At 67.9% G+C, this 15228-nt stretch carries 11 protein-coding genes and 1 pseudogene; 6 read left to right on the top strand and 6 right to left on the bottom strand.

What is annotated here, in order from left to right; translation table 11 throughout:
• The first annotated feature begins 161 nt into the window (after positions 1-161).
• Positions 162-743: a hypothetical protein gene (locus tag A5711_RS19475; RefSeq protein WP_067949374.1), complete on the top strand. Its 582-nt coding sequence runs from the start codon at positions 162-164 to the stop codon at positions 741-743.
• A 36-nt stretch (positions 744-779) separates the two neighbouring features.
• On the opposite strand, the gene A5711_RS19470 is transcribed toward A5711_RS19475, so the two are convergent.
• From A5711_RS19470 to A5711_RS19455, 4 genes are all read right to left on the bottom strand, one after another.
• Positions 780-2561, bottom strand: coding sequence for a serine/threonine-protein kinase (locus tag A5711_RS19470; RefSeq protein WP_067949372.1), 1782 nt, complete (start codon positions 2559-2561; stop codon positions 780-782).
• Between the two features lie 135 nt (positions 2562-2696).
• Positions 2697-3848 carry an ATPase/transcriptional regulator EmbR gene (embR, locus tag A5711_RS19465; RefSeq protein ID WP_067949369.1) on the bottom strand — a complete coding sequence of 384 codons (1152 nt, stop codon included), beginning with the start codon at positions 3846-3848 and terminating at the stop codon, positions 2697-2699.
• A gap of 138 nt (positions 3849-3986) precedes the next feature.
• Complete coding sequence (locus A5711_RS19460; protein ID WP_067949367.1) at positions 3987-5894, bottom strand: ABC transporter ATP-binding protein; 1908 nt, start codon at positions 5892-5894, stop codon at positions 3987-3989.
• Positions 5891-7648 carry an ABC transporter ATP-binding protein gene (locus A5711_RS19455; protein ID WP_067949365.1) on the bottom strand — a complete coding sequence of 586 codons (1758 nt, stop codon included), beginning with the start codon at positions 7646-7648 and terminating at the stop codon, positions 5891-5893. Before A5711_RS19455 ends, A5711_RS19460 begins: the two co-directional genes overlap by 4 nt.
• A gap of 172 nt (positions 7649-7820) precedes the next feature.
• Between A5711_RS19455 and A5711_RS19450 the strand changes: the two genes are divergently transcribed.
• Positions 7821-8378, top strand: coding sequence for a DUF3558 domain-containing protein (locus A5711_RS19450; RefSeq protein ID WP_066952984.1), 558 nt, complete (start codon positions 7821-7823; stop codon positions 8376-8378).
• Entirely contained in the window at positions 8375-8917 is a 543-nt protein-coding gene (locus A5711_RS19445) for a DUF3558 domain-containing protein (RefSeq protein ID WP_067949363.1), read from the top strand. The genes A5711_RS19450 and A5711_RS19445 overlap by 4 nt, the downstream gene beginning before the upstream one ends.
• Position 8918: 1 nt before the next feature.
• Here the strand turns inward: A5711_RS19445 and A5711_RS19440 are convergent, their stop codons facing one another.
• On the bottom strand, positions 8919-9419 hold the full coding sequence (locus A5711_RS19440) for a histidine phosphatase family protein (protein ID WP_156673334.1): 501 nt from the start codon (positions 9417-9419) through the stop codon (positions 8919-8921).
• A gap of 278 nt (positions 9420-9697) precedes the next feature.
• Here A5711_RS19440 and A5711_RS19435 point away from each other — a divergent pair, with 278 nt between their 5' ends.
• From A5711_RS19435 to A5711_RS19425, 3 genes are all read left to right on the top strand, one after another.
• Entirely contained in the window at positions 9698-10849 is a 1152-nt protein-coding gene (locus tag A5711_RS19435; RefSeq protein WP_067949361.1) for an exonuclease SbcCD subunit D, read from the top strand.
• The gene (locus tag A5711_RS19430) at positions 10846-13467 is read left to right on the top strand and encodes an AAA family ATPase (protein ID WP_067949359.1); all 2622 of its coding nucleotides are present in this window, start codon (positions 10846-10848) and stop codon (positions 13465-13467) included. The genes A5711_RS19435 and A5711_RS19430 overlap by 4 nt, the downstream gene beginning before the upstream one ends.
• A gap of 99 nt (positions 13468-13566) precedes the next feature.
• Positions 13567-14808 carry an alpha/beta hydrolase gene (locus tag A5711_RS19425; RefSeq protein ID WP_067949357.1) on the top strand — a complete coding sequence of 414 codons (1242 nt, stop codon included), beginning with the start codon at positions 13567-13569 and terminating at the stop codon, positions 14806-14808.
• Here the strand turns inward: A5711_RS19425 and A5711_RS19420 are convergent.
• Positions 14795-15228: pseudogene (locus A5711_RS19420) on the bottom strand (ABC transporter family substrate-binding protein); the annotation flags it as partial. The gene A5711_RS19425 and the pseudogene A5711_RS19420 sit on opposite strands and share 14 nt — an antisense overlap.

Genomic DNA, 15228 nt, shown 5'->3' with positions numbered 1-15228 from the left:
GTTTCCGGGCCTGCTTCGCTACCAAAAATACAACTTTGAACAGCCCATATCAACGGGTTCTCCGCACTTGACGCACCATTCGCGCGCGGCCCGCCGCCGCGCCGCGTTCGCCGGCGGTGAACGCCATTCCATTACGGGTGTAACGGTGTAATCATGTAATTATGAAATCTCACCACACGCACGGCCGGCGCTACGGCCGCCCCGGCGGCTGGCAGCAGGCTCAGCAACCCGACGCGAGCGACGCCGCCGAATGGTTCGCCGGGCGCCTGCCCGAAAGCTGGTTCGACGGCGACCCGACGGTCATCGTCGACCGCGAAGAAATCACGGTCATCGGAAGACTGCCGGAACCGCAGGGCTCGGAGAAAGAGACCGAGGCCCGCGCGGAAGGACGTGCATCGCGGTTCCGCGAGGAAACCCGTTCGGAGCGAATGCGCATCGCCGACGAGGCACAGGATCGCTACGGCCGCAAGGTCTCCTGGGGCGTCGAGGTCGGCTCCAGCACCGGCGCGGAGCGAATCCTCTTCACTCACATCGCAGTACCTGTGATGACGCGCTTGAAGCAGCCGGAACGGCAGGTGCTCGACACATTGGTCGACGCCGGTGTCGCCCGGTCCCGCGCGGACGCGCTCGCGTGGTCGGTCAAGCTCGTCGGCGAACATGCCGAGGAATGGTTGGCCAAGTTGCGTAGCGCCATGTCGGCGGTCGACGACCTGCGCGCCGAGGGCCCCGACCTTCAGTCGTAATTCGAAGCCGCAGTGCGGCAACGAATTTGGATCCGCTCAGCCACCGTAATTGGTCCACCACGTGTGCAGGTCCTCGATGGCCGGGGGATCCCCGTAGACGTCACAGAGCATGAGTTTCGCCTCGTTGGTCCATATCACGTTGGGGTGGTTCTTATAGGTGCCGCAGGCGATCATGCCCGCGGTCACCGACGGCGTGCTGTCGTGATGCCAGCCGTCCGGTGATGCCCCGGCTCCGGGGCAATTCATCAGCTGCACGGCGGCCACGTCGTCGTCGAACGCCTTCTTGAGCAGGTCCGCATTCGCGAACAGGCCGTAGACCCCGCGGGACGGGCCGCCCTGATTGGTGTTCTGGTCGCAGTCGACCATAGCCAGCGCGTTCACCCAGATGCTGTTGGACTTCGGGGTCGCGGGCGTGCAGCTGCCACTGGGATACCCGGCGGGCAGCATGCCCAGCAGCTTGCTCTGCGGGTTGGCGGGCCGGGTGGTTGTCGTGGTGGGGACGGTCCTGGTGGTGGTGGTGGTCGTCGTCGACGTGCGGTTGGCCTGCGGGTTGCCGTCGTCGCCTCCCATGAAGATTGCGATGCCCACGGCGGCCAGGACGACGACGATCACCAGCGCGGCGACGGCCGCGACGATGGGCCAGGGGTTGCGTCGCCTCGGTGGGGGCTGGTTCCAGGCGGGCGGGCCGCCGAACTGTTGTGGGGCGCTGCCCCAATTGGCGTTGGCGGCTTGGTAATAGGGGGGCGTGACCGGGGGCTGGGCGGCGGCCGGGATGGGCCCGCTGTCGGGCCGCCAGGGCGGAACGCCCTGCGCGGGAACAGGAGTCGAGCCGGGCGGCAAATGGGGCGTCGGTGAGTTCTGGCCCGGCGACGGTGGCGGGGTGTTGGCCGCCGGGTGCGGCGGCGGGGGAGGCGCCATGACGGTGCCCGGCAGGGTGGCTTCTTGGCTGCGGCGCAAGATCGTGTCGGCGTGGTCTTGGTCGGGGTCGCTGAGTGCTTCGTGGGCGGCCAGGGCCAGGTCGCCGGCGCTGGCGTAGCGGTCCTCGGGCTTCTTGGCCATCCCCCGGGTGATTACCGCGTCGAAACCCTTGGGGATGCCCGGGCGCAGCCCGGTGGGCTGGGGGATGGGGTTCATCGTGTGGGCGGTTACCAGTGCGCCCGCGCTGCTGGATGTGTACGGCGGTGAGCCGGTGAGGCATTCGTAGAGCACGCACGCCAGGGCGTAGATGTCCGCGCGGTAGGTGACTTCGGCGTTGGAAAACCGTTCGGGCGCCATGTATTTCCAGGTGCCGACCGCGGTGCCCAACTGGGTGAGCTTCTCATCGGTGGTGGCGCTGGCGATGCCGAAGTCGACCAGATAGGCGAAGTCGTCGCGGGTGACCAGGATGTTCTGCGGTTTGACGTCGCGGTGCATCACCCCGGCGGCGTGGGCGGCATCGAGCGCCGAGGCGATCTGGGTGATGATGGCCACCGCGCGTGGCGGGGCCAGCGGGCCAAAGCGTTTGAGCACACTGTCTAAGTCGGTGCCCTCGATCAGGCGCATCTCCAAAAACATCTGGCCATCGATTTCGCCGTAGTCGTGGATGGGCACCACATGCGGCTCCTGCAAACGACCGGCGGTGCGAGCTTCGCGTTTCATCCGCTCCCGGAACACCGGGTCCTTGCTGAAGGTCTCCGAGAGCAGCTTGACGGCCACCGTCCACTCCTTGACGGTGTGCTCGGCCTCGTAGACCTCCCCCATTCCACCCCGGCCCAGCAGCCGCTTTAGGTGATAAGGCCCAAACTCCGTCCCCGCCCGCGAGGCCTGCTCGTCACTCATCGCCGATCCTTCACACCCAGCCACCACGCCATCGAGACCCAACAATTGCCGGGCACACGGGTCAGCCGCAACCCCCTGACCCAGCAACCATGACCGTAAGCCCCCGCCCAGCCCGACGCACGACAATCAACCGATTTAGCCCGGGGCGCTGTCGTCGTCCGCGGCGATCTGAAACGTGAATTCGTGGTCGCAAATGCGGACGTGGTCGCCGTCGCGCAGCGTGGCGGCGGAGCGGATCCGCTCGTGCTGCACATGCACCCCGTTGGACGAGCGGAGGTCGTTGATGATGAAGCTGGTGCCCGTGTCGACGATGACCGCATGGTGGCGGCTGACTTTGGGGCTGTCGAGGACGATGTCGTTGTCGCTGAGCCGCCCGATCCGGGTCGCCGCCGCTCGCAGCGGATAGCTGCGTCCCGAGGCCTCGTGCAGATAAGCGATGGCCTGCTGGCCGGACACCATCGTGTGCTGCTCGAGGACCGTGACCGTGTCGACCGCGGCGGTCTTGGCGGTTCGCTTCACGTCCAGCGGTTCTTGGCGCAGGATCTGCTCGTTGAGCGACCGCAGTGTCGGTCCGGGATCGATCCCCAGGTCGTCGGCGAGAGCGGTCTTGACGCGGCGGTAGGCCGCCAACGCGTCGGATTGGCGGTCGGTCAGGTAGTAGGCCGTGATCAACTGGGCCCACAGCGGCTCGCGGTAGGGATGTTCCGCGGTCAGCGATTCCAGCTCGGTGATCACGGCGAACGCACGCCCGCAGGCGATTTCGGCCTCCGCCTTTGCGCCATGGACCAGAATCTTTTCCTCGACAAGGGAAGTGGCGAAGGTGTCGACGAATCCGAACTCGCGCAGGTCCTCGAGCACCGGCCCCCGCCACTGTGCCAATGCCGCGGTCAAGTGCTGGCTGGCCTCTTCGAATCTGCCGGTGGCGGCGGCGTGCACGCCCGCCGTCTTTTCGGCGATGAACCGCCCCAGATCGCAAGCGTTTTCGGCGATGTTGAGCCGGTATCCGGGAGGCGCCGCCGCCAACACCGCACGCGGGTCGATGCCGGCACCGCTGAGCAGCTTACGCAGGTTGGACACGTAGGAATGAATGCTGGCCCGCGCCCCCGACGGTGGCTTGTCGTCCCACAGGGCCGTGATGAGCCGGTCCACCCCCACCGGACTGTTCCGGTTCATCAGCAGCATAGCCAGCACCGCCCGCTGTTTGGGGGTGCCCAGGGGCACCAGCGTGCCATCGACGCTCATCTCCAGCGGTCCGAGCAGGCCGAGTTCGAGACGCTTGTCCACCATCGGTCCTTCCGGTCACTACCTTCGCCATTGTGCTGCAACCCTCACTGGGCCGACGCAATGACACTAACTTTTGGCACCGGCAGTGAAATGCGTTCCCCGCGACGCGATTGCGGCCAAGCCGTGCCGTGGGATCTCGCGCTATGCCCGTGTCATCGCGTAGTAGGCGCCTTGACGGGCCAACAGCTCGGCGTGACTGCCTTGTTCAACGATGCGGCCCGCCTCGACCACCACGATGCGGTCGGCATCGCGGATCGTCGAAAGCCGGTGCGCGATAATGAAGCTCGTCCGGTCTCGGCGAAGCTCGGACATGGCCCGGGCGATGAGCGCTTCGGTGCGGGTGTCGACCGAGCTGGTCGCCTCGTCCAGGATCAGTAGCTGTGGCCTGGCCAGGAATGCGCGCGCGATGGTGATGAGTTGCTTCTCGCCGGCGCTGATGTTGCCGCCCCCGCCGCTGATCCGCGTCTCGTAGCCCGCCGGCAGGGTGTGCACAAACCGGTCGACGTAAGCCGCCCTGGCGGCCTGCACCACCTCGTCCGCACTGGCGTCGGGCCGCCCGTATGCGATGTTCTCGGCGATCGTCCCGTCGAAGAGCCAGGTGTCCTGCAAGACCATGCCGATCCGGGACCGCAGCGACTGCCTGTTCACCGTGGTGATGTCGATCCCGTCGACCAGGATCCGGCCGGAGTCGACGTCATAGAACCGCATGAGCAGGTTCACCAACGTGGTCTTGCCGGCACCGGTGGGTCCGACGATCGCCACGGTGGTACCCGGCTCGGCCACCATCGACAGGTCATGGATCACCGGGATATCCGGGCGGTAGCCGAAGTTCACGTGCTGGAACTCGACGCGTCCCGCCGGCCGCGCGGCGTCGCCGTTGGGCGGCGCCAGGGTGGGTGCCGGATCCGGCGGTTCCTCGGGCTCGTCAAGCAGATCGAACACCCGCTCAGCGCTGGCCACCCCGGACTGCAGGGTGTTGTACATCCCGGCCACCTGGCTGATCGGGGCGTTGAACTGCCGGACGTACTGGATGAACGCCTGGATACCACCGAGAGTGATGTGGCCGGTGGCCACCTGCAGGCCGCCTACCACGGCGACGACCACGTAGCCGAGGTTGCCGATGAACGCCGTCGCCGGGGCCACCAGGCCGGAGAAGAATTGAGCGCCGAAGCTGGCGTGGTAGACGTCGTCGTTGCAGTCGCGGAAATGCTGGCGCGCCGCGGCCTGGTGGCCGAACGTCTTGACCACCGTGAAGCCGCTGTAGGTCTCCTCGATGTGGGCGTTGAGGCGACCGATGCTGGTCCACTGCGCCACGAACAGGCGCTGCGCGCGCCGCGCTATCGCGCGCGTCGCCATCAACGACAACGGCACCGTCACCACCGCGATCAGCGCCAACAGCGGCGAGATCGACACCATCATCGCCAGTACCGCCACCACGGTCAGGATCGACGTCACCAGCTGGCTGATGGTCATCGACAGCGACGACTGCACGTTGTCGATATCGTTGGTGACCCGGCTCAGCAGCTCGCCGCGCTGGCGCCCATCGAAGTACGACAGCGGCAGCCGATGGATCTTGTCCTCGACATCGGAACGCAGCGCGACCATGGTGCGTTGCACGGTGACGTTGAGCAGCCGCGCTTGCGCCCAAATCAGCAGCGCCGAAATGAGATACAGGCCCAGCGCCAGGACCAGGGTCCGCGCCACCGCGCCGAAGTCCACTCCTTTGCCCGGCACCACATTCATCCCCGACAGCAGGTCTGCGAAGGTGCCCTCGCCCCGGGCCCGGGCCGCGGCGACGGCCTGCGCCTTCGTGATGCCCGCTGGGAGCTGTCGGCCGAGCATGCCGTTGAACAGCAGATCCGTGGCATGCCCGAGGATTCGGGGGACGACGACCCCGATCACCGTCCCCGTGACGCCCAGCGTGATCACCGCGGCGCTCAGCCGGCGTTGCGGCGCAAGCCGTTTCACCAGCCGGGCGGCCGAACCCCAGAAGTCGCGCGACCGCCCGGCCGGGGCCGGGGTCACCCCTCGGGTGGCCGTGACGGTCATGGGGCGCCCCCGGCCTGGCCTGAGCGCAATGCGCTCACCGACTGCGAGTCGGCGAACTCCGCGTAGGTGGCGCAGTCGGTGACCAGCGATTCGTGCGTGCCGGTGCCCACCAGCTTCCCGCCGTCGACGACGATCACCTGGTCGGCCTGGGCGGCGGTCGAAACCCGTTGGGTGACAACGATGACGGTGGCCTCGCCCGCTACCTGCTTGAGCGACGTCCGCACGCGCGCGTCGGTGTGCACGTCGAGAGCCCCGAACGAGTCGTCGAAGAGGTAGATGGTGGGGCGGCGGATGACCGCGCGCGCAATCGCCAGTCGCTGCCGCTGACCGCCGGAGAAGTTGATTCCGCCCTGGGCCACCCGCATTCGCAGCCCGTCATCGTGTGCGCGGACGAATCCATCGGCGTCGGCCACCCGCAACGCTTCCCACATCTCGTCGTCAGTCGCGTCCGCCTTGCCATAGCGCAGGTTGTCGGCCACGGTCCCGGAGAACAGATAGCCGCGCTGGGGAACCAGCCCGATCGCGGACCAGAGCCGCTCTGTGTGGTAATCGCGGACATCGACGTCGTCGATCAGGACGGCGCCGCCGGTCACGTCGTAGAGCCGGCAGATCAGCGACACCAGCGTCGACTTTCCCGAACCGGTGCTGCCGACGATGGCCGTGGTGGTGCCGGGCAATGCCGTCAACGAAATGTCCTGCAGCACCGGGCTGTCGGCGCCCGGGTAGGTGAATCTCGCACCCGCCACGCGCACCACCCCGGTGATCCCGCCGGCCGGGAACACCGGCCGCGGCGGGTCGGTGACCGCGGACCGGGTGGCGAGCACCTCGGTGATTCGTTCGGCGCACACGGACGCTCGCGGGAGCACCACCAGTGTCATGGTCGCCATCAACACCGCCATGAGGATCTGGGTGAAGTAGGCCAGAAAGGCGGTCAGCGAGCCGACCTGCATTTGGCCGCGATCGATGCGCAGTCCACCGAACCAGATCAGTGCGACGCTGGACACGTTGACGGTCAGCGTGGTCACCGGCAGCATCACCGCCTGCCAGTTGCCGGCGGCCAGCGCCGTGTTCGACAGGGCGGCGTTGGCGCGGGCGAATCGGTCGCGCTCGTAGCCTTCGCGGGCGAAGGCGCGGACGACCCGGACACCGGAAAGCTGGTCGCGCATCACCCGATTGATGCCGTCGATCAGGCCTTGCATCCTGCGGAACAGGGGCAGCATGTGCGACATCACCCAGTAATTGGCCACGGCCATGATGGGAACGCTCACCAGCAGCAGCCAGGTCAGCGCCGCCTCCTGGTGGATGGCCATCAAGATTCCGCCGATGCACATGATGGGCGCGGTGACCAGCACGGTGCTCGATATCTGAACCAGGTACTGGATCTGGCGGACGTCGTTGGTGCTGCGTGTCAGGAGCGTGGGTGCGCCGAAGCGGGCGGTCTCGTGCTCGGAGAAGGTGGTGATGTGGTCGAACATCGCGGCACGCAGGTCGCGACCGAAACCCATCCCGGTTCGTGAGCCGAAGTAGACCGCCGCGACCGCGCACAACGCCTGCAACCCGGTGACCGAGAGCATCACCATGCCGAGCCGGACGATGGTGGCCGTGTCGCCCTTGGCGACGCCCTCGTCGATGATCGCGGCGTTGACCGTCGGCAGGTAGAGCGAAGCCAGCGTGCTGGTCAGCTGGAGCGCCATCAGCACTGCGACCAGCCGCCGGTACGGCTGGATGTACTGGCGCAGCAGTGCCAGGAGCATTTCGTAAGGGTCGCATACGGCGCGTCCCGCGGTGGCCAGCAGCCACCGGATGGCCCAACCCGCGTGGGGGCGCCTGAAACGCCTGCTCAGGCGCGTCGGTGGTTGACCCGCTGAGCTGCCGCTACAGTGCATCGTGTGGACCGGCAGCAGGCTGAGCAGAAGCAGGGTAGCGGTGCGGCGTAACTCGAGGGCGCTGGCCGGTGCGGCGTTAGCCTTGGCGATCCTGGTCCCCGCGGTTGCGGCGTGCTCCGATTCGGGGGGCAACAAACCGGGCGCGACGTCGTCGACAGCGCCGGGGAATTCGGAGGGCCACCACGGGCCGATGTTTCCCCAGTGCGGCGGCATCAGCGATCAGACGGTGGCCGAGCTGACCAAGGTAACCGGGCTGATCAACACCGCACGAAACTCCGTCGGCTGCCAATGGCTGGCGGGTGGCGGCATCCTCGGTCCGCACTTCTCCTTCTCCTGGTATCGCGGCAGCCCGATCGGACGTGAGCGCAAGACCGAGGAGCTGTCGCGCGCCAGCGTCGATGACATCAACATCAACGGACACGGCGGCTTCATCGCGATTGGAAACGAGCCGAACCTGGGCGACTCGCTCTGCGAGGTGGGCATCCAATTTCAGGACGACTTCATCGAGTGGTCGATCAGCTTCAGCCAAAAGCCGTTCCCCCCGCCGTGCGACATAGCCAAAGAATTGGCGCGTCAGTCGATTGCGAACTCCAAATGACCAGAAGAAGCGTCCGCGCCGTGGTAGCCGTCTTGATCGCGGCCTTACTGGTATTGACCGGATGTTCGAGGTCCGTCGCCGGCAACGCCGTGAAGGCGGGCGGCCCCACCCGCAACAACAACTCCCAGCAGCAGTATCCAAACCTGCTCAAGGAGTGTGAGGTGCTGACCAGCGACATCCTGGCCAAGACCGTGGGTGCCGACCCCCTCGACATCCAGAGCACGTTCGTCGGCGCGATCTGCCGGTGGCAGGCCGCCAACCCGGCGGGGCTGATCGACATCACCCGGTTCTGGTTCGAGCAGGGCAGCCTGAGCAACGAGCGCAAGGTCGCCGACTTCCTGAAGTACAAGGTCGAGACGCGCAACATCGCGGGAATCGATTCGATCGTGATGCGCCCGGATGACCCGAACGGCGCGTGCGGAGTGGCCAGCGACGCGGCCGGAGTGGTCGGCTGGTGGGTCAACCCCCAGGCGCCCGGCATCGACGCCTGCGGTCAGGCCCTCAAGCTGATGGAACTCACGCTGGCCACGAACTCGTAGCTCAGCGCGGCACCTCGAACCCGGTCAACTGCGCGTTACCGAGTTCGAGGTCTCCCCATCCGGACGTGACCGTGAGCACGGCGATCGCGGACGTCGGGAACTTGACCGAAATTCGTTCGGCCGCAGCGGTATCGGTGCCACTGCCGGCCAGGCCGAGGGCCACCGCGGACATCGTCGGTTCGTGACCGACGACGAGCAGAGTTTCGACTTCCTCGCCGACCGTGTTGATCTCCTCGATCATGGTCCCGGGCGTGGCGCCGTAGAGCCGCTCGCTGTACCGCACCGGGGCACCGATGCGCGTGTTGGCCAACGTCTGTCGGGTACGTGTCGCGGTGGAGCACAGCACGGCGTCGATCGCCGGCACGTTGGCGCGCAGCCAATCACCGGCGAGTCCGGCTTCTCGGATCCCGCGGGGCGCCAGCGGCCGGTCGTGGTCCGCGACCCCCGGTGGGTAGTCGGATTTCGCGTGGCGCATCAACAGCAACGTGCGCTGGTCTTTCACGGAAGCCACGCTAACCCCTATGCCGCGTCGTCGTCATCGTCAGGCAAAGGCTTTTCTCCGGTGGTGGAAGTTGTTGGTGCGGGGCCCCTGAAACCGCCACAGACGCACACTCGCGCTAGACCTTTCGCCCGTGCTCCCGAAACTCGCAATCGCGGCGCGCAAAGAATCGCAAAGCACCCGCTCGGAGACCTGCCGGGCGAGGTCCCGCGTCTTGTCGGTGCGCGGACTTAAGCTCGCAATGCCCTGGTAACCACGCAGTTCGAAAGGGGGCCACCGCCATGCGATTCCTGCACACCGCGGACTGGCAGCTCGGCATGAGCCGGCACTTCCTCGCCGGCGACGCCCAGCCGCGATACTCCGCGGCCCGGCGGGATGCGGTGGCCGGTTTGGGGGCGCTGGCGGCGGAGGTGGGTGCCGAGTTCGTCGTGGTGAGCGGTGATGTCTTCGAACACAACCAGCTTCCCCCGCGGGTTGTCGGGCAGTCCCTGGAAGCCATGCGCGCGATCGGGATTCCCGTCTACCTGCTGCCCGGCAACCACGACCCGCTGGACGCGTCCTCGGTCTACACCAGCGCACTCTTCGCCGCCGAACGCCCCGACAACGTGGTTGTGCTCGACCGGGCCGGCGTGCACCAGGTCAGGCCCGGGCTCGAGATCGTGGCCGCGCCTTGGCGATCCAAGGCCCCGACCACCGACCTGGTCGCGGAAGTCCTTGACGACCTGACCCCGGAACCGGTCACCCGAATCCTGGTCGCCCACGGCGGGGTCGACGTGCTGGACCCCGATCGCGACAAGCCTTCCCTGATCCGGCTCGCCGCGCTCGACGATGCCCTGGCGAACGGCACGGTGCACTATGTGGCACTGGGCGACAAGCATTCCCGCACGCACGTCGGCAACAGCGGCCGGGTCTGGTACTCCGGTGCGCCGGAGGTCACCAACTTCGACGATGTGGAATCCGACCCGGGGCATGTCCTCATCGTCGAGATCGACGAAGCCGATCCGCGCCGCGCCGTCACGGTGGACTCGCGGCATGTCGGCCGCTGGCGGTTCGTCACCATGCACCGACAGGTCGACACTCGCCGCGACATCGCCGACCTCGACGTCAACTTGGACTTGATGGCCGAAAAGGACCGCACCGTGGTGCGGTTGGCGCTCACCGGATCGCTGACGGTGACCGACCGCGCGGCGCTGGATGCCTGCCTGGACAAGTACGCGCGGTTGTACGCCTGGCTCGGCCTGTGGGAACGCCGCACCGACCTGGCGGTCATCCCGGCCGACGGCGAATTCAGCGACCTCGGTATCGGGGGATTCGCCGCGGCGGCGGTGGACGAGCTGGTGGCAACCGCGCGCGAGGGTGACTGCGACACGGCCGTCGACGCGCAGGCCGCGCTGGCGCTGTTACTGCGCCTCACCGATCGGGGCGCCGCGTGAAGTTGCACCGCCTGACCCTGACGAATTACCGCGGTATCACGCATCGGGAGATCGAGTTCCCCGACCATGGCGTCGTCGTGGTGTGTGGCGCCAACGAGATCGGCAAGTCGTCGATGGTCGAGGCCCTGGACCTACTGCTGGAGTCCAGGGACCGCTCGACGAAAAAGGAAGTCAAGCAGGTCAAACCCACCAACAGTGATGTCGGCTCCGAGGTGAGCGCCGAATTGAGCTGTGGCCCTTATCGATTCATCTACCGGAAGCGGTTCCACAAGAAATGTGAAACCGAGCTGACGATTCAGGCCCCGCACCGCGAGCAGCTCACCGGCGACGAGGCGCACGAACGCGTCCGCGCGATGCTGGCCGAGACGGTGGACAGCGACCTGTGGCATGCCCAGCGGGTGCTGCAGTCCGCGTCGACCGCGGCGGTGGACCTGTCGGGCTGCGACGCGCTCTCGCGCGCGCTCGATGTCGCGGCAGGCGACTCCGGGGCCCTGTCGGGCACCGAGCCACTGCTCATCGAGCGGATCGACGCCGAATACGCACGCTATTTCACCGCCACCGGGCGTCCGACGGGCGAATGGGCCGCGGCGATCACGCGACTGGCCGACGCAGAAGCCGCGGTCGCCGAGTACGCGGCGGCGGTCGCCGAGGTCGACGAGCGGGTGTGTCGCCATGCCGTCCTCACCGAACGCGTCGCGGAGTTGTCGCAGCAGCGCATCGCCGGCCGCCCCCGGCTCGCCGCGGCGCAAGAGGCCGCGGAAAAGATCGACGAACTCACCAGTCAGGCGCGCGAGGCCGAGTTGATCGCGGCCGCAGCGGCGGCGACGAGCGCCGCCGCGACAACCGCCCACCACTCACGGCTGCAACTGCTCGCCGAAATCAGCACCCGCACAACCGTTGTCGCTACCGCCGAGGCCGCCGCCCGGGCCGCCGCCGACGAGTGCGACGCGGCGCGCGCCGGGGCCGAGGCCGCCGACGCCGCGGCCGAGAAGGCCGCCGCGGCGCTTGCCGACCTGCAGTCCCGCGTCGAATCCGCCCGGCGCGCCGTCGCTCAGCAAGCCGACCGCGAAGAAGCCGACCGGTTGAGCGCCCGAGTGGCGAAGATCGAGGCCATCCTGCGGGACCGCGATCAAGTGTGTGCGGCACTCAGCGAGATCGCCATCACCGAGCAGTTGCTGCGGCGAATCGAGAACGCCGCCGCCGCGGCCGATCGCATCGGCGACCAGTTGGCGTCGACGTCCGCGGCGGTCGAGTTCACCGCCGCCGCGGACATCGAGCTCACCATCGGTGAGCAACGCGTGTCTTTGGCCGCGGGTCAAACCTGGTCTATCACGACCACCGGACCCACCTCGGTCCAAGTCCCCGGCGTGCTGACCGCGCGGATCAGTCCGGGCGCGACGGCGCTCGATGTCCAAGCGAAACACACTGCCGCGCAAGAAGAATTGGCCGCCGCGTTATCCGCTGCCCGAGTGGCCGATCTCGCCGCCGCTCGATCCGCCGATCAGCATCGCCGCGAACTGCAGGGCAGCCGCGACCAGCTGAGCGCAACGCTGGCCGGCCTGTGCGGTGACCAGGAGATCGACCAGCTACGCACGCGACTCGCAGAGCTGCGCGCCGGGCAGCCGGCCCAGGCCGGTCTCCCCGTGGCGGACATCGGCGCGGCCCGGGACGAACTCAATGCACTCGAGAAGGCTCACCTGGTCGCGATGGCGGAGTGCGACGACCGCCGTCGGACCGCCACCGCCGAATCCGCCCGGCTCACCGAGTTGGCGACCCGCGCAACGGTTCTCCGCAACAACTTGGAGACGCAACGCGGCGAGCTCGACGCCGCCACCGACAGGCTGGCCCGCGAGCGGGCCTCGGCCGGCGATGACGAACTCGCGGCCTCGGCGGACGCGGCGCTGCAAGCGGCGCGGGCCGCCGAACGTCGGCACGGCGAGCTCGCCGACGGGCTCGCGGCGGCGAATCCGGATGCGGTTCACGACGAATTATCCTCTGCTACAAAGGAAGCCGAGGAACTCCGCGAACGCTACGAAGAGGCTGCGCGCGCATTGCGCGAGATCACCATCGAACTCTCGGTGTTCGGCAGCGAGGGACGCCAGGGCAAGCTCGACGCCGCGGAGACCGAACGGGAGCACGCCGCCAGCGAGCACATCCGGGTCGGCGGCCGGGCCCGTGCGGCCCGGCTGTTGCGATCGGTGATGACCCGCCACCGCGACACCACTCGGCAGCGGTACGTCGAGCCCTACCGTGCGGAACTGGAGCGGCTCGGCCGCCCGGTGTTCGGCCCCACGTTCGAGGTCGACATCGACAGCGACCTGTGCATCCGTAGTCGCACGCTCGACGGCGTCACGGTGCCCTACGAATCCCTCTCGGGTGGGGCCAAGGAGCAGCTCGGCATCCTGGCGCGACTGGCCGGCGCCGCCCTGGTCGCCAAGGAGGACGCCGTTCCGGTGGTGGTCGACGACGCGCTGGGATTCACCGATCCCGACCGGCTGGCGAAGATGGGGGAGGTCTTTGACACGGTGGGCACGCACGGCCAGGTGATCGTGCTCACCTGCAGTCCCGACCGGTATGACGGCGTCAAGGGCGCGCACCGCATCGATCTCAGCGCCTAGCGCCAGCCCGCCGAGCTGCCTCGAACGCCGGCTGTGGACCGCTGCGGCGGATGCCCGCCGACCGTCCCGGCAGAATGGGATCATGGCGGGCCGACACCGATGACGATGAATGCCAAACGGCGCCGGGTTCAGGAGAAGCTCGCGGCGTTACCGGGTGTGCGACCCGTGCGTCGGCCGATCTCGCCGGAGACCAGCGAAGAGTTCGATCTGTACTACGTGCGCACCGGCCGGAAGTCAGCGCACCCGCTGGTCATCATTCCGGGCGGTCCCGGCGTGGCGTCGGTGCAGATGTACAAGGGCCTGCGGCGCCGCGCGGCCGCGGCCGGCCTGGACGTCATCATGATCGAACACCGCGGGGTGGGCATGTCGCGCCACGACGACTCGGGCGCGGACCTGCCCCCGGAAGCGATCACGGTGAACCAGGTCGTCGACGACATCGCCGCCGTGCTCGACGACGCCCACGTCGAATCGGCCGTCGTCTACGGCGCGTCGTATGGCACCTACATCGCCTCCGGGTTCGGTGTGCGCCATCCCGGCCGGGTGCGGGCGATGATCCTCGATTCTCCGCTGCTGTCGCGGCATGACATCGTGATCGTGCGCCGCGCGATCCGTCGGCTGCTGCTCAGGGGCGATAGTCCTGAAACCGCGGCGCTGGCGCCCAAGATGCGCAAGCTCGTCGACGCCGGAGTGATGACCGCGGCGAATACCCAAGTCGTGGCGACGATCTACGGCTATGGCGGCGCCGACCTGCTCGAGCGTGAACTCGACCTGCTGCTGAATGGCCGAAAGCTGTTGTGGTGGGTCATGTCCCGGTTCACCACCCTGAGCAACCTGCCGTATCGCTACGAGGAAGACCTGGTGAGCCGCATCGCGTTCCGCGAACTCAACTACGCCGCCGAACCCGACGGGCTTCCGCTGGACCCGGCCGTGGCGGAACGCGAGGCGCGCACGCAGACGGCGACTTTCGAGGACGAGCCCTATGACTTGGTGGCCGAGATGCCCCACTTCGGGTGGCCCACCGCTGTGGTTTCCGGGGGCCGCGACCTCATCACGCCGCCGGCGGTCGCCGAGCGCGTCGCCGCACTGCTGCCTCATGCGGTGCTGTTGAAGCTGCCCACCATGGCGCACAGCGCGCTGGACTTCCGCGAGCCCGCCGCGATCGCGATCGCCCAGGCGGTGTCGCGCGGCGAATTCGACGGGCTCGCCGCGAAAGCCCAGGCGCTCGACGCGCTTCCGCCGCGCCCCGAGCTGCGCCTGCTGTGGAAGGCGATCGGGGTGGCGGCCGCGGTGGAGGGCCTCCTGCCGATCCCGGCGCCGCTGCGGCGGGTCAGCCGCGCATGAACCCGATGGCGGTGTAGCGCAGGTCGCCGAGCCCGGCGGCGCCGAAATTGGCCAGCGTGCTGCGCACCGCGACATCGCCCGGCGATTGCGTCAGCGGCAGGCTGAACCCCTCGGCCCAGATGAGTTTGTCGAGATCGTTGGCCAACTCCTGCGCCTTGCCGGGGTCGAGCTCTTCGAGGGTCCGCTCGATAGCCGCGTCGATTTGCGGGCTGCCGATCTTGCCGAAGTTGCTCTCGCCGCCGGATAGGTAGATCTGGGTCAGCGCCGACAGCGGGAACGCATCGCCGAGCCAACTGAATTGGGCGATGTCGAAATCCCCGACGTTGATGTAGTTGGTGAAGAACCCGCTGCCGGCCCTGGCGACGAGGTCGAGCTTGACGCCGATCTGGGCGAGACTGTGCTGCGCGATCTGGGCGAACT

It is taken from the genome of Mycobacterium sp. E2238, assembly GCF_001672665.1.
GTDB lineage: Bacteria > Actinomycetota > Actinomycetes > Mycobacteriales > Mycobacteriaceae > Mycobacterium.
The sequence above is the reverse complement of the archived record's forward strand: the minus strand, read 5'-3'. Positions and strand labels throughout refer to the sequence as shown.

Bases quoted from the DNA above. Each gene is read 5' to 3' on its own strand.
- A5711_RS19435 (WP_067949361.1), top strand. From the start codon at position 9,698: ATGCGATTCCTGCACACCGCGGACTGGCAGCTCGGCATGAGCCGGCAC.
- A5711_RS19475 (WP_067949374.1), top strand. From the start codon at position 162: ATGAAATCTCACCACACGCACGGCCGGCGCTACGGCCGCCCCGGCGGC.
- A5711_RS19460 (WP_067949367.1), bottom strand. From the start codon at position 5,894: ATGACCGTCACGGCCACCCGAGGGGTGACCCCGGCCCCGGCCGGGCGG.
- A5711_RS19425 (WP_067949357.1), top strand. From the start codon at position 13,567: ATGACGATGAATGCCAAACGGCGCCGGGTTCAGGAGAAGCTCGCGGCG.
- embR (WP_067949369.1), bottom strand. From the start codon at position 3,848: ATGGTGGACAAGCGTCTCGAACTCGGCCTGCTCGGACCGCTGGAGATG.
- A5711_RS19455 (WP_067949365.1), bottom strand. From the start codon at position 7,648: ATGCTCCTGGCACTGCTGCGCCAGTACATCCAGCCGTACCGGCGGCTG.
- A5711_RS19470 (WP_067949372.1), bottom strand. From the start codon at position 2,561: ATGAGTGACGAGCAGGCCTCGCGGGCGGGGACGGAGTTTGGGCCTTAT.
- A5711_RS19445 (WP_067949363.1), top strand. From the start codon at position 8,375: ATGACCAGAAGAAGCGTCCGCGCCGTGGTAGCCGTCTTGATCGCGGCC.